Source organism: Mucilaginibacter sp. P2_A5 (assembly GCF_056404995.1).
In genome coordinates, this window is the sequence record NZ_JBFUCY010000042.1 from 1 (window position 1) to 23613 (window position 23613).

Consider the following 23613-nt stretch of genomic DNA (forward strand, 5'->3'; position numbering starts at 1 on the left):
CCAATAACCCTCCTGTTACCGGGAAATACATTGACCCTTTAGTTGATTTCGCCTTTAAAAAAATATTTGGCAGCGAACCTAATAAGGATCTATTGATCGCTTTTTTAAACGAAGTGTTCAGGGGGCGCAAGCATATTGTAGATTTGGTTTATAATAAAAATGAACATCCCGGCGATATTAAAGACGAAGGCGCTGCTATATTTGATTTGCTATGCACAGGCGATAACGGCGAACGTTTTTTGATTGAGGTACAACGGGCAAAACAAGGGTATTTTAAAGAAAGGGCTTTATTTTATACCTCTCGCCTCATAAGCGACCAAGCACCAAAGGGCAAGCGCAATGCCTGGGGCTACAACATTGCTGAAGTATATTTAATTGCCCTGTTGGAAGATTTTACACTGGAAGACAGCCCTGCAAATACATACCTGCATGATATTTGCCTGTGCAACAGAGATACAGGTGAAATATTTTACGATAAACTGGGGTATACGTATATAGAATTGAGTAAATTTGTAAAAGAGGAAACCGAACTGGAAACCGATTTGGATAGATGGTTTTATGTATTAAAAAACATGAGCCGGATGGAGAAAATCCCGGTTTATTTGCGGAAGCCCATATTTGAGAAACTATTCAGTATTGCAGAATATACAAACTTGACAAAGGAGGAAAAAGCCATGTATGATAGCAGCTTAAAATATAAGTGGGATAACAAGAATGTACTGGATTATGCAGTTCAAGAGGCCGATACGAAAGCCCGTAAAGAAGAGCGTATAAAGGCATTTGAAGAAAAGATAGCAATTGTCCGTGAAATGAAAAAGGATGGGCTGCCACTGGCCCAAATTGCAAAATTCACTAAGCTCCCTATTGAAGAAATAGAGAAACTATAAGTATTTTATTGGGTGTTATATTTCAAAACCCCAAACCCCTTTATAATTTTCGGTTTTGATACAATCCGAGCCCCAATTTTAGCGCAAGGTTGTGTAGAGGGTTTGGCTGGATGATTTGTGATCGGTTTCCATATCATGACGATGCGGGGCGGTTAAAATGAACCGTGCCGGTGGCACTCAATTGCCATTATTTATATTGTTCAACGGGTTGAGACCCGTTGCTACAAAATGTGTCAGGGCTACGCCCTTAGGAAATCAAACAGCCGTTGAAGGGTTCAAAATACTTAAAGCCATCACCTACTCCAATTCTAAAACGAGTGCCGAATGCTCACACAAAGTAATAGCCCGCCAGTCGGCCAGCGCTTGTTGTACAGCCTCGTAGTTTGTTGCTGCTAAGCCAATGTATCGTCCGCTACCTTCATCAACTTGTAAATCGTGGTCGTGATCGTTGTGCACAGTGCCTTCGCTGCATTGTTTACAAAGCATCATTATAGTCGACCAATCTTCCATCTCAACACCGGAATTTCGACACAACTTTTCCAACTTATTGAGGTCGTCCTTGGTGTTGATATAAGCCCTAACCGAATAGGTTTTGTATGTGGATTTAGTTAACAGCTGAAGTTCATTAAACACCGGAACTTCAGACCCATCACTCCTTTTCCGGTACCCTACCGGTGCGCCGTCATTAAGCACCATATCACCAAACCTATGGCCTGATTTGGCTAAAGGTATATTTACAATCACCGTTCTTGCCGGGTCGATGCGATTGCACCAAACAACCTCACCATCGGTATCAGGGTTAAGTCTCACCGGGACACTGCCCAGGTCAAGATCGGGCTCATCATCATTAATTTCTACTTTAACACCAAATTTGCTCCAGGATGTTCTTGCGGTTTTCCAATCATGTAGTGCAGTTGCGGCTATACCAAAGTTCCAAATTGCGGCCTCGTTATCTTTATCCAGTTCAACCGCAATTTTATTATGCTTATATGATAATTGCCAATTGCATTGGTATTTGTATAACAGGCCAAGATTATAATGGGGTGTAGCCCAACCGGGATCTGTCTTAATGACGCGATGATAGTAGTCTATTGCATCTGCTATCTGGCCTTGTTCTTTAAATGCAATTGCCTGATCCAGTAATTCTTGCGCAGTATTCATAAATTATATATTAATGGTTATCAAACCACCTCCTCCTTTTCAAACGCCTTTTTTACCAGCACCCCCGATAATGCCGCAAACCCGGCCACCAAACCACCTACAATGCCGGTGACAACCAATATTAACCACCACGACGGTAAATGAAACAGCGCGGCTATACGTTTGGCCAAAATATGATCGTTAGGAATACTTTTAAACAATGCCAGCACTACCCATACAATAAACACAGCGCCAAAGCCCGAGATAAAAGCCTGCCTGGCTGTTTTGCCGGCAAAAAGCGCGGCCAAAAACGCGGCTATGGCCACCACCCACCAGGGTAAAAAGAAACCGCTTGCAAAGGATAATATGAGGATAATGAGGAATAACATAAGCTTATTTTTGATTGCTGATGGTTAGGGTTGTTTTAATACGGCTTGATTTTTCGGCAGGCGATTGCATAAACAGCAGCTCCTTCAGCTCGCCGTTTTGCCAGGTTTTAAGCATATCATCGTAATAAAAGCTGCCGGGGTTGCCGCTTTCGCCGCCGGGGAAAATACCGTAGCCTTTTACCGTGGGCCCCATTTGTACCACCATGCGCCACGATGGGCCATGCCCATTATTTAAAGCGTTGATGGTTGAGCCTGTTCCGCCCGATTCAAAATTGCCGGAGCTTAGTGCCTCCTGGTTGGTAAGGTGGGCTATCTCCATTTTTTTAACCATCCCCCATTGCCAGGCTTTACCGGGCTGGCCGTACTTGTGTACCAAATCATCAACCACGTTGGTAAATGCTGCATTTATAATCTCGGTACAAGTTTCTTTAACCGGGGTGCGGGTATCATCAAACCATTTTGAATTGGGCTCTTTGGCAATCAGTTTTTCGGTACGGTCCATTGATGGGTAATTATCCCGCAGGTTTTTGCCGGCAAAATCATCACTCCATATCATGCTATATATTTTGAGCCACCACGCGTTAAAAATGGTTGCCCCTACTGAATTTATCGCGAAGTTTTTATCCCAGTTTTTCACAGTATTATAAGCTACGGTTTGGGTTTTATCAAGCTTAGATGCATCCAAATATTTCATCAGCACGGGCATCATATCCTGTGCACGGATGCTGTATACATCGGTTTGTAATATCCGCATACTATCTACAGTAGCTTTTTGCATTACGCTAAGCCTGTCGTTAATGCGCTTGCCGCGCTGGTAGGGCGCAAACTGCCAGTTAATATAGTACGGGTAGGTTTGATCTGTTGATGATTGGTTGGCCGAACTTACAAACCCACGCGGCGGATTTTTAACCGTTGGGTTTTGATCAAAGGGAATCCAGCCATGCCAGTCGTCGGCCGGGTCGGTGCCGTCCAATATAAATTTGCCCTGGTCTTTATATTTTAGCGGGAATCTTCCGTTGGGGGTTATGGCAATGTCGTTATCGCGGCTGGCAAATACAAAGTTTGATGCGGGGGCGTTAAAATAAGTAAGTGCCTTGCGGTAATCATCGTAGTTTTTACCATGGTTCAGTATGTACATCGTCATCAACTCGTTTGATTTGTCGTGCGCTATCCATCGCAAGGCATCGCCAATGGGCACAAAGCCGGGGGTGTGCGCGGTGGCTTTACTTTTATCTTCGTAAACTACCGGCCCATGATGGGTGTAAATAACGGTATCTGTTAAAGGTTTTTGGCCGCGGATATTAATTACCTCTACCCTACGGGTGGTTTTGTTCCATTGCTTATTGTACCAGTACTCGTTCTTTTTATCATCTTTAAACTTAACCTGGTACCAATCCAGTACATCGGCATCTACATTGGTAATACCCCAGCTAATGTTGTTGTTAAAACCCAATATAATGCTGGGTGCTCCCGGCAAACTTACCCCATACACATTTACCCCCGGCGCCGAAAGCTGCAGCTGGAACCATATGGATGGATAGGTTAAATTTAAATGCGGATCGTTGGCCAAAATGGGATAGCCATTGGCTGTTTTGCTGCCGGCAACCGCCCAGTTATTACTGCCGATACCCTCCTCCTTTACAACACGTTTGGCGCTATCATTCATAGCTGCCAAAAAGCTGCCGGATGGTTTAGGGATGGGCAGCGGTTTAAAGTTCCACTTGGTACCTGCGGGGATAATAGGATCTTCGCGCATAGGATAATCCGGGAACAGGTCGTTGGTGGCACTGCCGCCAAACTTTTTGAGCACATTGCTCATGGCAAACTCGTTGGAGCCGCCGGCCAGGGTTTCGGACATCAGCTTTAATAAAAACGCGCAGTTAATGGGTTTAAAATCTTCGGGGGCGTAATCCAATAGTTTAAACTCCAGCGGGTACTCACGCGGACCAAGCTGGTGAATGTAGGCGTTAACGCCATCAGTATAAGCCAAAATCATTTCGCGGATGGGTTTGGCGGCCATCATTTCTTTCAACGAGTTTTCGGCGCCATAAACCATGCCCATGCGGCGGTGGTAGCGGTCAATCTCCAAAGCCTGCGGGCCTGCAATTTCGGCAAGCCTGCCTGCGGCGCTGCGCGTTTGAATATCCAGTTGCCAAAGGCGCTCCGTAGCGGTTACATAACCCTGGGCGTAGTACAAATCGTGCTCGTTTTGGGCAAATATGTGGGGTATTCGGTTTTCATCGTACTTAATAATAACCTTGCCGGTAAGCCCGGGAAGGTTTAATGTACGCGAAGCTAAAATATGTTTACTCTCGGCATTTTGCCAAAAACCATCGGCGGGGCTTAAAAACCGGCCAATCGGCGGTAGCGGACCAAGTTTGGTTTGCAGCGCCCAAATGAGGGCAAGGGTGAAGGCTATGGAAAAAAACGCTTTTATAAATTTCATCAGTCAAATGAGGGGGATATCGACTATAAAGTTAAGGTTTTAATACGCTTCTTCAAGCTTTGGTTTGCGCTTGCGGTAATGTTTTTTTGGTTTATGTTGCAGGCTATCGGGTTTACTGGCGTGGTATACCGGCTTTTTCTCCCTCCGGTATTCCCAAGGCGGTGTCGGGTTGGCATCCGCCCAAAGGCCCAGCCCGTTTTGGCGGGCCTGCTGCTCGTACCCGGCAAGTTGGGCACTTTGCGAATATTGTTTGTATTGCCAGGCATAACCGCTTTTTACCAGCTGGTAATTTACATTGGTGCCATCCTCCAAAATAACCAGCGCTACGGTACGGCCATAACGGTCATGCACGTTACCTACCAGTTTTACATACTTGCCAAAACACAAATCCGACGTAAACTTTTTAGCCACCTGCCCAAAGGCCTGTGTTTTTTCGGGGCAATCCACCTCGGCCAGCCTTACGGTCATCTGCTGGTTATCGCTACTGAGCAAGCCGATGGTATCGCCATCTTTAATTTTTACCACTTTATACAGGTAATCGGGCTTGGGGTTGCAACCCCAGAGCATGAGAACGATGACGAGGAGTAGCGAGGAATACTTTTTGAACATGAAAATTGAATGTGCAGATTTCAGATGTGCAAATATGCAGATGATGGAGGTATATTTTATATCGGTTTTAATTTTTTGTCTGAACCGGAATTCATCGAATTAATGAATTAGCAGGATTCTAAAAATTCCCGAATTCGATAAACTCCGGTTCAGAAACGTTTGAGATTTTATCGAACGACTGTCAATTTTAGCCGTTTTGAATTTAATTTAATTAACTATACCTTTAGTTTATATGAAGCGAATGATAATTTTTCTTTTATTATGCGGCTGGTTTGAACTTGTTGCCAATGCCCAAACCAGCAAATTAAACCCGGCGTTAATTAAAAAAATTGATTCGATGTTTAAGGACGACCAATTTTGGCGGATAGAGGATCAAAAGCTGCAACGCAACCAAAAATCGGATTACAGCGCCGAAACTATTCAGCAAAAATGGGCCGAAGCAGACAGTATCAATGAGGTTAAAGCGAAACTCATCATCGAAAAATATGGCTTTCCCGGCTACGACCAGGTTGGCGAAAGCAGCAACGATTTTTGGGCGATTGTGCAACATTGTGATGATGATATTGCTTTCCAGGAGCAGGTGTTAGTGCTGCTAAAAAAGGAGGTGGATAAAAATAACGCCAGCAAAGCCAATTATGCTTTATTAACCGACCGGATACTTGTAGGCAAAAACCAAAAACAAATTTACGGTACCCAAATAAAGCGCGATCCTAAAACAGGCAAATCGGCGCCGTTTCCGTTAAAATATCCTAAACTGGTTGACAAACTCAGGAAGCAAATGGATTTAGGGCCGCTGGCCGAATATGTGAAGCAGTTTAATTAATATGTTTCAATCCGCATGCAAACTCATCACATTTCCGTCCGGATCTTTAATGTTCAGGAATTTACCCCATGGGGTTTCGTCTACCTTGCCTAACTTGATGCCTTTGGCGGTCAGGTCGGCAATGTCGGCATCCAGGTCTTCGGTTTTAATGACAAAGCCACGTACACTGCCGGCTGGCATATCAGGAAACCAGTTTACCAGGGTAATGGAAACGGCCGAATCAGGGTATCCCATCTGGATCCATTGCGAACCGTTGGGTCCAAAGGGAGCTTCTACAATAACTTCGAAGCCCAGTTTTTGGTAAAATGCCTTTGCGGCCTGCTGGTTGGTTACCGGGATGGAGATAATTTCAATTGCTTTCATACTATATCTTCAGATTAAGTGGCTTTAAGGGTTAATTATGCGTTAATCAAGTTTATGGCTAACCCATGAGTTACACAAATAATATTTTTATTTTTTTAATCGCTGCCGCACGCTTTTTCGTAATTCGGTTAAACCGGCCAAAAACACAAAAAACACGATAGCTAAAAATCGGGCGGTTTAATTTAATATGGTTGGTATATTTATACACTCATGTCTGCAACTCAATATCAATTTTATAGCAGCCTGCCGGTTAACAGCATCCCGCTTGGCGATCTTTTTATCAGAGAAAATTTATTTAGGGATGTCCCTGATGATTGGCATATTATCATAACCGATATTAAAGGCTCGACGCTGGCTGTGCTTGCAGGCGGCTCGCAAAATGTAAATTTGATTGCTACGGGCAGCATTGTTGCCGTGCTTAACATTGCTTTAAAGGCCAATGTTACCGTCCCCTTCTTTTTCGGTGGCGATGGCGCAACGTTTATGGTACCCCCGGTTATTTTGGATGAAGCAATGCAGGCGCTTGTGCTGTACCGGGAAAATACCCTAACTAATTTTCAGATTGACCTGCGTACCGGCACGCTGCCCATAAAACGGGTTTATGATGATGGGTATAAACTCCGGGTAGCCAAATACCGCGTTTCGGAAGCGTTTTCAATCCCGGTTGTTTTGGGCAATGGGTTAAGCTATGCCGAAAAGGTTATTAAAGGGAGCCAGGGATTGTTAAATTATGAAGCCCAATTAAATGAACTTGACCTTACCGGGATGCAATGCCGCTGGGATAAAATAGCCCCGCCCGAAAACACCAACGAAGTATTGTCGCTACTGGTTATTGCTTCGGATGAAGACCGGCAACCGGAAGTTTTCCGAAAAGTAATGTGCCATATAGATGAGGTTTATGGCGATGAGAAAAAGCGGACACCTATATCTGTACCCCAGCTGAAGCTTAAAACCACCTTTAACCGTATTGGCACCGAGATGCGGGTGAGTATAGGAAAGGTACCATTTTTTAAGCTGCTAATAGCCTGGCTGACCAATTTATATGGCCTTATCTTTTTTACCACCAGGAAAGGTAAGCACTACCTGGAAAAACTTGTAGAAATGTCGGACACGCTGGTAATCGACGGTAAGATAAATACAGTAATCAGCGGCACCTTATCGCAGCGAAAGAATCTACAAAGCGTACTGGAAGAAATGGAAAACAACGGCGAGCTATGTTACGGTCTGCATGTAAGCAGCGAATCTGTAATGTCATGCTACGTACGTGATCTTGACGATGGCCACATCCACTTTGTCGATGGCGCCGAAGGCGGCTATACCCAGGCCGCCAAAGTAATAAAGGCTAAGTTGAATAAGTAAAGTTATTCTGCCTAATTGAGTTTCTCTGTACCCCAGCGCCTTCGCGTCTCTATGCGAATGAATTACCCTTTTACCTGACTCAGGATTATTCAATTAAACCAATCAAAGTCCTGTAAATCCCGCCTGATCTTGTAAATCGTGTACAACTTAATTATGTTAACTTTGTTATTATCAACATATCTTAATAAAACCTGCCATGAGTAAATTCACCATTCCCGATAAAGTATTGTATGTGTGCACCGGCAGTAAATGCGGCAAAAGGGGCGGTAAAGATATGTATAAGCTGGCCCGCTCATACGCCAAACATTATCACGGCGATAGCCAAATTGAAGTAATAGAAACCGAATGTACCGACCGCTGCAAGTTTGCCCCCGTTTGCAGCATCCAGCCCGGCAATACCTGGTTAAGCGAATATAAGGCTAAGGATGTGTTGAAGCTGATGGATTTGATACCGTAGGAAATTGGTGTACCTGGCGGCGAAGACTCACCCTACGAGGCTGCGCCCGTCACCCTCTCTTCTGCTGCGCAGGAAAGAGGGGCTTGAAAGTTTTCCGTTGCTCTTTATTTCAGCGCAGCGTAGCCTGGGCGTTCAAAGTCGATGATTTAAGCAAAAATCCGAAATCGAAAATCCCAATTCCGAAATACTCCGCTTACTCCCCTTCCTGCGTTTCCTTCAATTCATCCTCTTTTTTACCCTTGCCTAAATGAACTACCGGTTTTTCCTGCGTTCCTGTAATAGTCATGGGAATACCAAAGATACCCAGCGGCGGCAGGCCCAGGCGAAATTGCAGGTTTAGCTTGCCATCAAAACTTACCTGGCCTTCAAACCTTGGGCGGAAGCCGGCCATCCTCATTTTGGTACGCTGAATAGTGATGAGGTTGTTGGCTATGGTGGTTTTGATATCAACCTTGCTTACGTCATTTTTACCGCCCAGACTATCGCGCCCGGTTGTTTTACCTACGGCGCTAAATAATTTAAAACCTTTTACTTTTACCTTTTTAACAGAGAGTACTCCCCCACCCTTCAGCGATGGATAAACGGGCTTCATATCGCCGTTCAGCTTGCCGTTCAGTTTATAATCCAACGATACAATACCCTCGGCATTTGCAGCCGATGTGGCCATGTCATGAAATAATTTAACTTCTTTATAAGCTCTTTTGATATCAAAATCTTTGGCATCAATATGGTAATCAAAATAAGCTTTTTGCGGGCTGATGCTGCCATAGGTGGCATCCATCACTACCGGTGCGCCTATCATGGTAAAGCCGGTTTGCTTTAAAACTATCTGGCCTTTGCTTACGCTCATTTGCCCTTTGGCATCATTAATATCAAGGCCGTTATATTTTACTTTTTTAACGTCGGCCGTAAAGTTCAGATCAAGATTGGCGGGTACCAGGATAACGCCCGATTTGGCCGCTTTCGGTGTTGACGGGCCGCTGGCAAAGGCTGTAAAGTCGTCGGCAATGATGAGGCCGCTGCTTAAATTAAACTCTCCCTTTAATGGTGAATTGGGTTTTACGGCATAATCTATCACGTTGGAGACGGCGCCGTTAAGCACAATAACCGATTTACCATAATTGGCGGTAAACTGATCGAATTTCATTTTATCCTGGCTGAAGCTAAACAGGCCCGTTTTAATGAGGAATGGCTTGGGGAACAACTCGGATGTTAAAATTAAATCCTTCACCTTCATGGTGCCCGAGTTGGCCAATTGATCATACCGGCCGGCGGTGGCATCGCTTTGTTTACCTTTAAGGGACAGGTTGGTGGTGATAAGCCCTTGGACATTGTATCCTGCCATGGCAAACACCTTGTAAATCTTGCCGATATCCAACGATCCGCGAGATTTGATGCTATAATCCAGGTTATCAAAGTTTTTGAGGTTGGCTTTCAGCATAAAGGGCTGCCCCTCAAATGTAAAAGATACCGGCTTGATATTAACTTTCAAACCTTTTAAAGAGCCGGTGCTGTTGCTGATGGCCGTACTTATTTCCAGGTTTTCAACCGGGTGTGGGTAATATTTGGTTTGGATGTAGCCGCCATGCAAATCAATCTGCGCATTGGTAACCGGGAAAATCCTGTTGGCGGGGATATACCTGCCCTTGGTTTGTACATCGGCATCCAGGTTGCCACGCAAATCGATGCTATCAACCGGGTAAAACTTCCTGATATCGGCCAGGTCAAATTTCGCTTTCAGGTTGGCATCAATAAGGGTGCCCGCGGTATTGCTTAGCTTTAAATAACCTTTAATATAGTTGTTCAGCGCGTTAATGTTCAGGTTGGTCATGGCCATGGTGGCATGGGCGGGATTTTGGTCGGGGCAGCCGGCATCCAGGTTAAAGCTTACGTTTTTCATGGCCTCGGGCAGGTTGGCATACTTAAAATAGCCGTCCCTGAATGCAGAATGCAGCGTAAACTTAGGGATGCTGGTAATCACGGTATCAATATGATGCCTGATGCCGGTTTTCTTTATACCTGTAGCGTATTTACCTTCGGCTACCATATGCAGCGAGTAGCGGCCCTTTACATCAAATGCCTTTACGCCAAAAGCTTTGTTCCATTTTTCCAGGTCGATTTCGGTATTTATTTTGGCGAAGATCTGCGGCGATTTAACGCCTTTTACTTTAATTACCGACCCGAAATAATCCTTGCCGATATTAAAATACACCGAATCGATATTCAGGTTCAGGCTATCGGGATTACAACCCGGCACTTTAGCCTCCATATTCAGGTACAGATTTTTTACCGGCTCGGGCGTGTTTTTATTGGCGATATAACCATCACGTACTTTCATGCTGAAATCAAGATCGGGCATTTGTTTGGTGGCGGCTATGTACTTACCAACAAGCGACATCGTGATTTTCCCGTTGCCATTTAGTTCGGTATCATCCGTCCATTTGGCATATTGGGCGGGCAGGGCGGTAAAAATATCACTCAGGTCCTGCTGATCAGATTTTATCCTGAAGTCCATATCATACCCATCTTTCAAAAACTCAAACTTGCCTTTAAAGTCAACAGGCAGCTGATTAATCATCAGATTATTTTTTTGAAAAACGAAAGCCAGCGATTTGGTATTGATACTGGTAACCAAATCGGCATTTACTTTTTTATGGTAAATGTAGGTTTGACCGCCGTAAGTAAAATCGACGGAACCTATCTCGGTATGGGTATACAGGTCAAACACGTCCTTGCTCAGGTCGCCGCTGCCTTTGTAGTTAAAATCGCGGGCATCAACCAGCAGTGGCATCGATTTATCGTTATAAACCAGGTGGCTTTTCTCAATCAAAATTTGCTCGATACCTAACGATGCGCTGGCTGTATCTGTAGTCTGCGCCGGTTGGGCCGGTTTGGCCTTATACACGTTATAATTGGCATGCCCTGCGCTATCTACCTGGATATTGATAGTGGCTTTGCTTAAATAAACGCGGTTAATATTGATTTTGCTTTTAAATACCGATGAAAGATCAATAGCCAGCGATATCTCCTTTGCTCCTACCAGCGTATCGTTTTGAAAAGGCGCGCTACCATTGAGCGAAAAATCATTCAAAGTAAGCGTAAGCGCCGGGAATTTTTTGAAGAAGGACAGGCTTGTGCCCGAGAAATTGAGTTTGCCGTTAATACTGCTGCCTGCCCATTGTTTTATTTTATTGGTAACGGTTTGCGGAAACAGGTATGGCAATAAAAACATTAACGCCAACAGGCTTAACAGCGTGATACCTGTAATTTTCAGCGTTTTAACGAGTACTTTTTTAATTGTGACGGGCATAAAAATATGAACTGACTGGATGCGGTAAAGATAGAGCAAAAAGTTGTGTCCTTAGCAGAGTTTAACTATAAAAAGAGACAAGCCCCCTCTAAATGGCGTAGCCTTCATGAACACCATTTTTCAATTAAATTGTGAATAATCTCCCCCGGTTGGGGGGACTTTAATGCTAAAGCACTTCCTTCCCGGGAGGGTTTGGGTGGGGCTGTTCTTTCAGATATTCCGCTATTTCTGCAAAATTCCTCTTAGCTTCCTCGTTCGGGCTTTCATCATTTTCCATGTGCAGGGCCCAGCCAAGCGGTGTACCGTTATATACCTTGTCTGTCATATCCAGCCTTGCGCCTGCCTCAACCAATAGCTTTACGCACTCCAATGAGCCGGAATATACGGCCTGGTGCAGTGGTGTGGCATGGCTATGAAAGCCGGCATTATTTTCCGGATAGCCATTCGGATCGGCACCCAAATTTAGCAGGTAAGTTATCATGTGCGGTTTGCCATAAAACCCGGCAACGGTTAAGGCCACCAATAATTCGGCTTTATCCGCACCGGCAGTAAAACGGATAACATCGTCCATCCTGTCAAGCCCTATGGCAGCTGCAAGGGTAAGCTTGCCTCCGCGATTGATGAGATGCGCGGCCGCGTCAAAATTCCCGTGGGCCAATGCGCCCAGGCCGCCGCCCGGTGTTGCACCGGCATCAATCAGTACATCCATCAGGACTAGTTGCACGCCGCATTCGCGGGGGATCCTCCCGGTTGCTACCAGGCCAAGGGCATAATCCAGCTGTTGTTGCATGGTGCCGGCAGCAAATTCTTTTACAAAACCGATGAGCAGTTGGATAACTTCGGCAATATTGGGAGGCAGCTTGCCGTTTCGGATAGGGTTATCGGCCACAAACCAAAGCAGGTAAGGGTTTTGGAAATAGCCGGGTTCGGGAAGGTCAAGCTTATCCTGTACCAACTGTTTATTTTCGGTTATCAAAGTGGTTAATAATCCGATATCGCCATTTTCAATAGCCTCCACAGCCTGCCGGAAAAGCGGGTCGGTAATGTCAGAATTTTTCATCCCTCCTGATTGAATGGTAAATAGCCTTTGTCAATTAAAGATACAGATGTATATTTAAAAACCGTTCTTAACGGCATTGATTTGCTTTAAACCCATGAAAAAAATCATCTGTGCAGCCCTGTTTTTATTTATTATCCCGGGTGCCAAAGCCCAGGCGCCGGCTTCAATTATAAAAAGATACAAGGAAATATTTAAGTTGATAAAGGCCGATAAAGCGCAGGAACTATCAACATTGGTCGCCTATCCCTTAAAACGGCAAAACCCACTAAAAGACATTACCAATGCCAACGAATTTGTAGCTTATTTCCCGGTGTTGTTTGATGCCGCCTTCAGGAAAAAGTTTGAGCGCTTTAACGATACTGTTGTATTTGAACGCCACGATGGTTATGGCCTGGTCGGTGGCGCATTTGATGGCGACATATGGTTAAACAGCGATGGCCAAATACAAGCCATTAATTATAGTTCCAGGCGGGAAACCGACCTGAAAAACCAGCTGACGAAAGAAATCCAAAGTAAAATATACCCAACAGTAAACCATTGGGACGAGAATGTATTGGTACTGCAATCGCCCAAATTACTGATCCGTATTGATAGGATTGGCCAAAAACTGAGGTATGTATCCTGGAGCCAGGGGCACCCAACATCAACAAAACCCGACCTTATACTAAACAATGGTATTGAAGAAGCACAGGGCACCCAGGGAGGCTGGACATACACCTTTAAAAATGGCGACTGGACCTATGTGATAGATGATGTTGAAATGTGCGAGACAGCAAGCCAATGCGGTTATTTTCTTCGCCTGGACTTTAAAGACGTTGAAAAATCATCAACCAGGCTGAAGGTGGTTAAATAGTAACCCCTATTTTATCAAAAAGGAAATATCACTTTAAAACTCATATTGCGGCCAATGTTGTAAATACCAAGGCGGCCATTGGGCGAAGCTGTGTAGTATTCAAAATATTTTAGCCTGTTCAGGTTGGATTGATAGGCAACGTCGAACAAGTTATCTACCTGGAAAAACACCTCGCAAAAGGTTTTCTCCGATCTCCGTTTTATTGTTGTACCGGCGGCGATATTAATAAGCGTGTAGCCTGGTGTAGCCGTTTCGGTATTATCCAGGGCATAAAACCGGTTTTGGGCGGCATATGCATCGGCTTCCGTTTTAAACCAGATTTTTGAAAACACCCCATAAGCCTGTTGCAGGGTGATCTTTACTTCGCTGCGCAAATGCAACGGTGGTATAAAAGGCAGGTACTTTGCCGCCCCGTTTGATTTTTGGATAAGCTGCTGGTTTTGGTTAATGCCGGTAACATAAGCCACGCTATTATTAAACGCCAACCATTTCAGCTTTTGCGGGTGCAAATTAACCGTAAACTCGGCGCCGTAAAGCCGGGCCTTTGATTGCTGGTACTGGTAGGTGCTATTACCCGGAACAATTACTACCGGGTTACCGTCGGCGTCGGTTAGCTTGGCCTGGTAAATGTAATTATCAATCTGGTTGTTAAAAAACTCGGCAATAAGATCAACATCTTTCAGGTATGAAATTATACCCAGGTCTTCTTGTAAGCTAAATTCGGGATTAAAACTCCTGTCGCCCAGGTAAACAATGTGGGCGCCCGGATCAAGGCCGTTGGAGCCAATCTCGGTAATATTGGGCGCCCGGTAGCCCCTGCCAATGTTGGCTTTAAGCAGCAGCCTTTCGTTAACATTATAAGTGAGCCCCAAACTGCCCGAAATGCCTTTATAAACATGCTTAAATGCCGGAAACTGCAAATGGGCGCCCGCCGTATCAGGCAGTTTAACCTGCTGCTCAAAACCGTTAGCGGCATTAGGACCAACATAAAAATCATTCCAGCTGATGTGGCGGTTATCATACCTTAGGCCGCCCGAAAGATCCAGCTTACCAAAGCTTTTTTTGGCGAAGATAAACGCCCCGGCATCAAACAGGTTATAATCGGGTATCGGGAAATCTGTAGCTGCTTTGCTGCGGTTGGCCTGGTACATGCCGTTAAGCCCTACGGTGCTTTCAATACCGGCAAATGTGGGCAGGTTATATTTCAGATCGTAATTAAGTGTATTGAGCACTACATATAAACCTGCCTGCTGCGCCAAAGTAGGGTGGTTATATTCCCTGCGGGTGCTTTGCTGCAGGCCAAGGGTGGCATCAAGGCTGCTGCCATCGGCCAGCTTTACCTGGTTGTGGGTGTAAATGCGGTAATGCTGAATACGCTGGTGAAGGGGTGTTATAGCGTATGAATTTAATTCATTATTGCTAACCACGGGCCGGTTTTTAATATCATCAGCAGCAAGCTCCTTTACTTGCCTGGTAAACCGCCTGGTAAGCGAATCGCGGCTGCCATCGGGAATTTCCTGCCGGTTATCATATATTGTTGCCGCTATTTGCGAGTAGCCCCATTTTTTATCGACCCTAACCATACCCGATAAATTGTACTCCCTGAAACCGGTATTGTAAACCAAACCGTCAATTTTATCGCGGTAATCATGCGCCGCCTTGGCTGTAGCCCTGAAGGTATATTGCCAGTCTTTATTTTTGTAGGCCAGCCCAAGTGATGTGCCAATCATGCCGTTGTTGGTATGGTAATCGGCCACATAGTCGCCTTTCAACACGCTGTCGGCCCCGTTAGGCACAGCCGGTATCAGGTTAATAACACCTGCAATAGCGTCGGAACCATAGGTTAAGCTGGCCGGGCCTTTTATCACTTCGGCCCTGCCAATACCATACTGATCTATCTCGATGCCATGTTCATCGCCCCACTGCTGCCCTTCCTGCCTGATGCCGTCATACAATGTTAATACCCGGTTATAACCCAATCCCCTTATAAAAGGCTTGGAGATATTAGGCCCCGTGGTAACCGCGCTTACGCCCGGCACGCCTTTTACTATGGCATCAATAATGTTGTTGTTCACATTCTCGTTCATCTCCTTTTTGGTCATCACGGCAATAGGCACGGGGTTGCGCCGCAGCTCGGTAGCGCGTGATACGCCGGTTATAACCACTTCGTTCAGTTTGGAGTAATTCTCTTTCAGGTTGCCGTTTAAAATGGTGGCTTGTTGTTTAACAATAGTTACCCTGGCCTTCTCGGGCAGGTACCCAATTGCCGAAAAAGATACTTCGTAATTGCCCGGGGCAATATTCTGCAGCTGATAATAACCTTTTTCGTTGGCCGTGGTACCTATAGTTGTGCCTGTTATGGTAACGGAGCCATAAGCCAACGGTTCGCTGCCGGCTGTGAGGCGGCCTTTTAACAACCCGGATTGGGCTAAAGCGCTTACTGATGGCATTAAAAGTATTAAAAACAGGTATAATATTTTCATTCGTATGCAGATCGATTTTAATTTCAATTGCAAAACAAATAAAAATAATTAGTCTAACCTAATTTTATTACATAAATAAATCTAATTGAAAATTTTAAACGGCCTAACAATATGACGTGGCTAACCATATTATTGCCGTGTTAACGATAAGCTGACGGATAGTCTTTAGCCTAAAGTCTTAAGTTCTAAGAAGCTCCTAAATTTGGTTTATCAATGCTTTATGCTTTTAATGAAGGGATGATGATGCATATTACGTGGCGGCGAAGACTCACCCGGCGAGGCTACGCCCGCCACCCTCTCTTCGGCTTCGCCGGAAAGAGGGGCCTGGAAGTTTATATTTCATAACAACCTTATTATCAACAAGTAAAATACAAAAAACCTTCTCTTCACCTCCGGTGGAAAGAGGGTGGTCGGGCGTAGCCTCGACCGGGTGAGTCGTCGCCGGCGTTCAAGCGAATGTTTTGTAAATTCCAATACATGACGCGCGGGTGTGAAGCAATAACGATCAGTTTTTTATTTTTAGACAGACAGATCTTAGCCTCAAAAAAATAACTTTAGACTTACGACTTAGTACTATTGACTTAACACCTGCTACTTGCCCAACAGGTAATGAATCAAAAAAGAGAATGTTTTTAGATATAACCGAGCAGCCGGGGTTGGCCGCAAGGCCATTTTATTACTTTAATATCCCGACGGAACCAAAAAAAACCTCATTATTTTTGGTGGTCATATTAGCAGGTATCCTGCATGAAAGTGAGTACATTTTGCTGCCAATCAATATCATTTGAATCAATAAAGTATTTTTATTGGTATTTTCAGATGCGGACATACTATAAGTAGCATAGGTGTTCCATTTACCAATTGTAATATCCCCAAAGGTGTAGTTTGTTTTTTTTGACGCTATACCGGCCCTCAATTGATCGGCAAATTGCTGGTTTTCCTTCATTGGCGCTAAGGCGGCCGAGTCTAAATGAAGAACAACTTTATAATCTAACATCGTAGCACTGTATGCCATACTGTCCGGTTCCCTTACGGTATAAATATCAAAACCATTCTTAGTCGTTTTTTGGGGTTGGGCCGGAAATTTTACCGACAGTTTTTCATCAAGGTTTTGCGTTATCCAACTGGTTTGGGCTTTAGCTGATGCCGACATCATCAACACAAATAGTAATAGGTAATAGGTCTTTTTCATTTTATTTTATTTACAGTAAACGTAAAACATTAATTTGATAAAAGCCAAGGGAGAACAAGACAAAAGATTGTCCGTATTAAATGTCAAATTTCATAGTTGGCTTTCCCCGAAAAGCCTGGTTATGTGCGATATTTAAATTAATTGAGGAATACATTAAACGGCCAAATTACTGGGTGTGGCAAAACGGTTATCAGGGTTTAAATAGAAAAGCGTGCTGCGCCGGGCCAGCACAGCCTGCGGCGCACCCCGTTAAAACACCTACCGGGCACCCCGTTAAAATACGGGGTGTTTTTAACCCGGTGCCGCTTTTTTTATTAATATTAAATAACTAAATTAGCTACTGCATAATCCTGCCTTTATCATTATAGTTAAAAGCAGCAGAAACCTACAGGAAAACTTTTTCCCAGATAAACATTTTCGCAGAATATTAGTTTAATTCCGATGAATCAAAAAAATATGGCTTCCAATATATTGATAATAGATGATGGCGAGATAGATAATATTATTTTTGAAAAAGTAGTAAAAAGGGTAATGTCAAATTCCAGGATTGATGCCTGTAACAATGCCCAAAGCGCTATTGATAAACTAATGCATATCAGCAATACGGCCCCCCACCTTTTTCCTGATTATATATTTTTAGATTTGACGATGCCCACTATGGATGGCTGGGATTTTTTGGAGGAATTCAGAAGATTGAACATCGATCCGCTTAAGCAAAGTAAAATATATGTGCTATCTTCGTCGATATCGAGTAAAGACATCAAACGGTCGCGCATGAACCCTTTGGTATTGGATTTTATCTCGAAACCAATGAACAAACAAAAAGCCGAAGCCATTTTTGAAGTCGCCTAAGCTTCAAAGCTCTAATATGAATACTAACGAAACTAAACTTCTTGATCCCATGTTGAAAAGCATCTTGGTAATTGAGGATGATACCGACATTTTAAGCACAATTGAAAATGTTTTAGTTTACAATAATTTTGCGGTCACGGGTTTAACCCATACTGATGACATTATTGAATCTATAAAAACCTATAAACCCGACCTTGTACTAACCGACTATATGCTACCCGGTATGAATGGCGGTAAAATATGCCAAACCATTAAAAGCACAAAGGAAACCAACCATATCCCCGTTATCCTGATTTCGGCCTATCACCGGCAGGCTATTTCATTAGCCAATTTTAACTACGATGTTTATATTCCTAAACCTTTTGACATCGATAAACTGGTACAGGCTATAAATAAGCTTTTAAATTAGGGGTGATTCAAAAAATAAACATGTTTAAACGTAGTAAAAATACCACTAAGAAACTTTGATATTTTTAAATAATAAGTATATTTATTACCCCTTCAATATGGTGTATGAATAAACTATTTTTCCTTCTTTTATTTCTGGCGCCCATGATTTGCAACGCGCAGTACATAGATAATTTGGATATAAAAAACGGCTTTCTGCAATTTAAACTGGGTGATAGCCTGGCAAAATATCAACCAGTGTTGCGCTCACCTGATAAATTAACCCCGCATAAGTATCAGGTAAAATATAAAGCCATAAAACTTAAAAAAAACCTCGATGAACTTTTTTTAATTGAAGAAAATGGCATTGTTGTAGGTATTCAAATTTATATGGTAACTGACGATCAGTGTCAATTCATCAATAAAGCTTTTGAGAATGCTTATGGAGCACCCAAAGAAATCAAAGACGAAAAAGAAAACGACCTGGGCCGACATCATTCATTTAAAATATGGAGAGGAAAAAGGGTATCTGCAATAGCGGAAAGGACCAATACTAATGCACGGATTGGCGGCATAAATGCCGAGCTTGCTTTTGAAAAGCTGGAGATTAAGCAAATTAGCGATGTGGTTATTGAAGGGACTTTGGCAACTGATTTTGAGCTTTAAAAGCACCAGGGAAACCAACCATATCCCCGTTATCCTGATTTGGGCCTATCACCGGCAGGCAATATCATTAGCCAATTTTAATTACGATGTTTATATTCCCAAGCCTTTTGATATCGATAAACTGGTGCAGGCTATAAATAAGCTTTTAAATTAGTATTAAGTTAATAACACTAAACCCAGTGAGATTCTCTTTTGACGTAGAAGCTGTCTGAAAATAAAAAAACAGGCTGCTATTGCTTCGTACCTAACCTACCTACAACGTATCCTATTTTCCTGTCATCCTGAGTGGTAACATTTCTCGAAATTCTGAAGTGGAAATGACAACGATTTAATCCCAATGTCATGCCGAACTTGTTTCGGCACCCCACATGCTAAGTATACTCCATGCGGGTCACCTGTCCTGTGGGATCCCGAACAAGTTCGGGATGACTTCCGTTTTTCAACTTGTCATTCGTAGGAACGAAGGATCTATCAGTTGCACATGACCGATAGAAAAGTTCGCGAATAGATCCTTCACTACGTTCAGGATGACAGGCTTTTATTTTTGTATATCTTTTCCCCTTTCAGAATTTTTTGCGAAATTTTAAACAACATCTTAAAGCTTAAGATTTTCGGCTAAAGACTATAATATTAGCTCATGATTATTACCTGTACTATAAATCCGCCTTACCCTGTACAGCCACACTATTACAAGGCAGCTTTATCATGGTAACAGCACCAAGGTCGGGGCCATCGCTTTGTATTTGAAATGAACCATCATGGCTATCAATAATTGATTTACAGTTATATAAGCCTAAACCGGTACCGCTTTCTTTGGTTGTAAACCCTCTTTTAAAGAATTTATTTCCTGTTTCTGCATCAAAGCCTTTACCATTATCGGCCACCTTAAGCTCATAAAACCCGTTGATAGTGCTTAAGTTAATCTCAATTATTTTTTCGATTTTTTCAAGATCAATTGCTTCAATGCTGTTTTTAAGCACGTTTAAAATAACCTGCATTAATTTGGTATGATCGCCTTTTAAAACATATTCGCCCTGTGCAATAGTTATTTTTAACTGGATGCCCTTTTTTTCTGCAGATGCCAAAAGCATGGCCTTACAATCATCAATAATATTTACCAGGTTTACCATTTTACGGTCATGCGAACCTCCGTGCCCTTTAACAAACTGCCGCTGAATACTTAAAATATCCTGGATGTGCGAAAGAATGTTCAACAATTCGGTAACAGCAGTTGAAATTTCGCCTTTATTTTCGGCCTGCGATTTATGAATGCTATCGGTAAGCGACACCAGCGCGTTTGCCTTATCGGCGCCTATTGCGCGTTCAAGCGCGCTTTGCTGGCTTTTTATAAACAGCGCCAGGCTTTTAATGGTATCAATATTATACCTGTCCATAACCCGGTTAATGCGGTTAAGGTATGAGCCAAAGCCTACCAGCGCGTTGCCAATATCATGCAATACTTCTGATGCTATTTCAAATTTCCCCTGGGCTATCGCTTTTTCTAACTCCTGCTCTTTTTGTGATATCAGCTGCGCATTTGCAAGCTTTAAATCCTGTGCCTGGCTGCGCAGCTCTTCTGATTGAAGATTTAATTCTTCGTTAAGCTTATTTAAAGCTTCCTCGTTCATTTTGCGCTCGGTAATATTATGGCCAATGCCCAATATCCGTTCAACCTGGCCCATTTCATTGCGTACAGGTACTTTTGAAGTTAGCAACCAGTGTTTATTACCTGCTTTGTCAAAAAATAACTCTTCTTTATTTACTATCGCCTTACCTGCCTGAATTACATTTAAATCATCATGGTATCCGCGCAGCCCAATTTCGTTGTTAAATAATTCAAGGTCGGTTTTACCTATAACTTCAGCTTCTGATTGTGCACCAATATTGGCCACATCGGCAATATTGGCTATTATTTTGCGGCCGTCGGCATCTTTTATGTAGATGGGATCGGGCAAATTATCAATAAGTGTGCGCAACAGTATTTTTTCAAGCTGTAATTGTTCTTCAACTTTTTTTGATGCCGTTACGTCGGTATGGGTACCTATTATCCGTTTTATATTATTCCCCTGCCTGCTACTTACGTAACGCCCGCGCGACCAGATCCACACCCAGCTGCCATCGGCATGGGCCATCCTGAAAAAGCTTTCGTATATATTATCGGTGGGGTTATTTACATATTCTTCAAAACGGGCTACGGCCTTTTCCCTGTCTTCGGGATGCAGCAAATTAACCCAGCTTTCATTCAAATTGCTTTTGCCCGAATCGTCAAATTCTTTGATTGACCTGCCCAATAATATAAAGTACTCCTCATTACAATTCAAAAAACCTGTTTCGGTAAAATATTCCCAGGCGCCTATGTCCGATGCCACCATAAGTTCGCGATACGTTTCAATGGTTTTTGTGAGCTCTTCAATAACTTCCGGCGAATTGGAAGCATTAATAACCGGCTGGCTATCGTTCAATGCAATATCAATCATCTTAGTATATTGTTAAGGTTTATAATGGCAGGCTTATCAAAAATACGGCGCCATTGTCGTTTTTTACGGTGATATTGCCACCGTGCGCGGTCATAAATTGTTTTACAATGGCAAGCCCCAGGCCGGTACCGTTTTTCTTTTGCCGGGTTACAAAGGGCTCAAAAAGAGTGCTCATTATTTCATCGGGGATACCCGGCCCATTATCGGCAACGCGTATAATAACAGAACCGTTCTGTACATCTGCGCTGATGTTGAGCGTAGCATTGGTGACTTTATGATCATGAAGCGCATCAACCGCGTTGTTTACCAGGTTGCTTAACGTTCTGCGTAGCTTACTCTCGTCGCCATCTACAAAAAGCGGATCGGGTACGTTAACATTTATAATAATGTCTGATGCCCCATCCCTTATATCTACCTGCTTTACCGCTTCCCATGCCACTTTATTAATGTTAACTGGTATTTTTTTAATAGGGGTGTTTTTGATAAAATCCAAAAAATCATCAAATATCAGCGATGCCTGCTCGGCCGATTTATCAATCAAATCAATCAAATCACTTTCAACGCCGTCCTCGCGCATCATATCTGTCATCAATTTGATATTTTTAATGGGCGTGCGCAGGTCATGCATCACCATGCCAATTACCTGTCCTACGGCCGATAATTTTTCTTTTTGTATAAGCTGCTCATTTAATTCGGCGTTTCTGATAGCCTGGGCGGCGTTTTGCACAAAAAGCTTTAACATATACATTTTTTCGGTTTTAAGCCTTTCCTGCTTTTTAAGCACCGCGAATACCGAATAAGTATCAAGGCGGGCAAGCACAAGCTCATCTACCTGGATTACTTCATCTTTTTCTATCTGTATACTTTTAACACGGGCAATCAGTTCCTGGAGATTTATTCTCTCCTCTATGGCGCCTATCGAAATTATTTTTTCGTAGGCAAAAGCGTCATCCAGTTTACCTATCAAAGCCAGGTCGGTATCTAACGAGCCGGCCAGCTGATCAAGAATATTTTTCAGCAACGATGTCAGCTGCATCTTGTTTAGGCCGATAGACGAGATAGATTCTATCAGTTTTTCGAGGTTCCTTAATTTATTATAATCGGTTACCGCTTTTGTAGCCAATTGAATAATCTCTTCGGGGGCGTAAGGCTTACAATGGTAGCCTACGTTTTGCCCGGCCTGTTCAACAATTTCATCGATAGACCGGTCGCTGAAAGCAGTAATGAAAATAATTTCGGCCTTCACGTCATATTTCCGGATTTCCATGGCTGTTTCCAGGCCACTCCATCCCGGCATCCGCATATCCAAAAATATAACAGCGTATGGCGTGCCGTTTTCAACAGCTTTTTTTACCAGCCTGGCGCCTTCCATACCATTGGAGGCCTTTGCCACGGTAAATTCCGGAATGCCCCGGGCACGCGTTCCTAATAGCGGCTTTGGCACATCAAAAAGAATATTAAACGCCTGGTCGATATTTTCCTGCTCTTCATCATTATAATTGGGCATCAATATATCTTCAATGTTATCGCGCACTAATTCTTCATCGTCAATGACCAATACAGCGGTATTAGGTTTGTTCATCATTATCTGAAATTAATTTAAGTAAAATGGTATTAATTATAGGCTTGTACGATAAAATATGAATTAGGTTGTTGAATTGTGAAAACAGAAGGATTATATATTACCCGGGGCCTTATTGCACAAAAAAACGCGTTATAATACCTCCTATATTATTAAGTTACAGGTAATATTAAAATTCCAATTCCGTACGAAGAAGCCCGGACGCACAAAAAAAATAAACAAATCACCTCGCGCTTCTGCAACCTTTGCGCGAAAAAATCTTAGTGACGTTTATACTT

General features: G+C 43.3%; 20 protein-coding genes. 9 read left to right on the forward strand and 11 right to left on the reverse strand.

The window, feature by feature from the left end; translation table 11 throughout:
- On the forward strand, positions 1-887 hold an 887-nt coding region (locus AC1DXF_RS26540), incomplete at its 5' end, for an Rpn family recombination-promoting nuclease/putative transposase (RefSeq protein ID WP_477451714.1).
- A 297-nt stretch (positions 888-1184) separates the two neighbouring features.
- On the opposite strand, the gene AC1DXF_RS26545 is transcribed toward AC1DXF_RS26540, so the two are convergent.
- The 4 genes from AC1DXF_RS26545 to AC1DXF_RS26560 are packed head-to-tail and all read right to left on the reverse strand — an operon-like array spanning position 1185 to position 5471.
- A complete protein-coding gene (locus AC1DXF_RS26545) occupies positions 1185-2048 on the reverse strand; it encodes a tetratricopeptide repeat protein (protein WP_477451715.1) in 864 nt (287 codons plus the stop codon).
- A 20-nt stretch (positions 2049-2068) separates the two neighbouring features.
- Positions 2069-2416, reverse strand: a complete 348-nt coding sequence (locus AC1DXF_RS26550) for a hypothetical protein (RefSeq protein WP_477451716.1) — start codon at positions 2414-2416, stop codon at positions 2069-2071.
- A gap of 4 nt (positions 2417-2420) precedes the next feature.
- Complete coding sequence (locus tag AC1DXF_RS26555; protein ID WP_477451717.1) at positions 2421-4862, reverse strand: penicillin acylase family protein; 2442 nt, start codon at positions 4860-4862, stop codon at positions 2421-2423.
- 39 nt (positions 4863-4901) lie between these two features.
- Positions 4902-5471 (reverse strand): thermonuclease family protein, encoded by a 570-nt coding sequence (locus AC1DXF_RS26560; RefSeq protein ID WP_477451718.1) that lies wholly within the window; start codon positions 5469-5471, stop codon positions 4902-4904.
- A gap of 232 nt (positions 5472-5703) precedes the next feature.
- Here AC1DXF_RS26560 and AC1DXF_RS26565 point away from each other — a divergent pair, with 232 nt between their 5' ends.
- On the forward strand, positions 5704-6294 hold the full coding sequence (locus AC1DXF_RS26565; RefSeq protein WP_477451719.1) for a DUF6624 domain-containing protein: 591 nt from the start codon (positions 5704-5706) through the stop codon (positions 6292-6294).
- A gap of 6 nt (positions 6295-6300) precedes the next feature.
- Here AC1DXF_RS26565 and AC1DXF_RS26570 read toward each other — a convergent pair whose 3' ends face one another.
- Positions 6301-6657 carry a glyoxalase superfamily protein gene (locus AC1DXF_RS26570; protein WP_477451720.1) on the reverse strand — a complete coding sequence of 119 codons (357 nt, stop codon included), beginning with the start codon at positions 6655-6657 and terminating at the stop codon, positions 6301-6303.
- Positions 6658-6867: 210 nt separating this feature from the next.
- On the opposite strand from AC1DXF_RS26570, the gene AC1DXF_RS26575 reads away from it, so the two are divergent.
- A complete protein-coding gene (locus AC1DXF_RS26575; RefSeq protein ID WP_477451721.1) occupies positions 6868-8016 on the forward strand; it encodes a DUF3095 family protein in 1149 nt (382 codons plus the stop codon).
- A gap of 196 nt (positions 8017-8212) precedes the next feature.
- Entirely contained in the window at positions 8213-8473 is a 261-nt protein-coding gene (locus AC1DXF_RS26580) for a (2Fe-2S) ferredoxin domain-containing protein (protein WP_477451722.1), read from the forward strand.
- Positions 8474-8666: 193 nt separating this feature from the next.
- Here the strand turns inward: AC1DXF_RS26580 and AC1DXF_RS26585 are convergent, their stop codons facing one another.
- Together AC1DXF_RS26585 and AC1DXF_RS26590 are read right to left on the reverse strand one after the other, a co-directional pair.
- Positions 8667-11783, reverse strand: a complete 3117-nt coding sequence (locus tag AC1DXF_RS26585; protein WP_477451723.1) for an AsmA family protein — start codon at positions 11781-11783, stop codon at positions 8667-8669.
- 166 nt (positions 11784-11949) lie between these two features.
- Positions 11950-12843, reverse strand: coding sequence for an ankyrin repeat domain-containing protein (locus AC1DXF_RS26590; RefSeq protein ID WP_477451724.1), 894 nt, complete (start codon positions 12841-12843; stop codon positions 11950-11952).
- Positions 12844-12937: 94 nt separating this feature from the next.
- Between AC1DXF_RS26590 and AC1DXF_RS26595 the strand changes: the two genes are divergently transcribed.
- Complete coding sequence (locus tag AC1DXF_RS26595; RefSeq protein ID WP_477451725.1) at positions 12938-13696, forward strand: hypothetical protein; 759 nt, start codon at positions 12938-12940, stop codon at positions 13694-13696.
- Positions 13697-13710: 14 nt separating this feature from the next.
- Here AC1DXF_RS26595 and AC1DXF_RS26600 read toward each other — a convergent pair whose 3' ends face one another.
- Both AC1DXF_RS26600 and AC1DXF_RS26605 read right to left on the reverse strand, forming a co-directional pair.
- The gene (locus AC1DXF_RS26600; protein WP_477451726.1) at positions 13711-16179 is read right to left on the reverse strand and encodes a TonB-dependent receptor; all 2469 of its coding nucleotides are present in this window, start codon (positions 16177-16179) and stop codon (positions 13711-13713) included.
- A gap of 676 nt (positions 16180-16855) precedes the next feature.
- On the reverse strand, positions 16856-17371 hold the full coding sequence (locus AC1DXF_RS26605; protein ID WP_477451727.1) for a hypothetical protein: 516 nt from the start codon (positions 17369-17371) through the stop codon (positions 16856-16858).
- A 441-nt stretch (positions 17372-17812) separates the two neighbouring features.
- On the opposite strand from AC1DXF_RS26605, the gene AC1DXF_RS26610 reads away from it, so the two are divergent.
- The 4 genes from AC1DXF_RS26610 to AC1DXF_RS26625 all read left to right on the forward strand — a co-directional run bounded on the left by AC1DXF_RS26610 (position 17813) and on the right by AC1DXF_RS26625 (position 19430).
- Entirely contained in the window at positions 17813-18223 is a 411-nt protein-coding gene (locus AC1DXF_RS26610) for a response regulator (RefSeq protein WP_477451728.1), read from the forward strand.
- 16 nt (positions 18224-18239) lie between these two features.
- Positions 18240-18632: a response regulator gene (locus AC1DXF_RS26615; RefSeq protein WP_477451729.1), complete on the forward strand. Its 393-nt coding sequence runs from the start codon at positions 18240-18242 to the stop codon at positions 18630-18632.
- Positions 18633-18805: 173 nt separating this feature from the next.
- Entirely contained in the window at positions 18806-19276 is a 471-nt protein-coding gene (locus AC1DXF_RS26620) for a hypothetical protein (protein WP_477451730.1), read from the forward strand.
- Positions 19266-19430: a hypothetical protein gene (locus AC1DXF_RS26625; protein ID WP_477451731.1), complete on the forward strand. Its 165-nt coding sequence runs from the start codon at positions 19266-19268 to the stop codon at positions 19428-19430. The genes AC1DXF_RS26620 and AC1DXF_RS26625 overlap by 11 nt, the downstream gene beginning before the upstream one ends.
- Before the next feature lie 499 nt (positions 19431-19929).
- On the opposite strand, the gene AC1DXF_RS26630 is transcribed toward AC1DXF_RS26625, so the two are convergent.
- Positions 19930-21753, reverse strand: coding sequence for a PAS domain S-box protein (locus AC1DXF_RS26630; RefSeq protein ID WP_477451732.1), 1824 nt, complete (start codon positions 21751-21753; stop codon positions 19930-19932).
- A gap of 19 nt (positions 21754-21772) precedes the next feature.
- The gene (locus AC1DXF_RS26635; protein ID WP_477451733.1) at positions 21773-23338 is read right to left on the reverse strand and encodes an ATP-binding protein; all 1566 of its coding nucleotides are present in this window, start codon (positions 23336-23338) and stop codon (positions 21773-21775) included.
- Positions 23339-23613 lie beyond the last annotated feature (275 nt).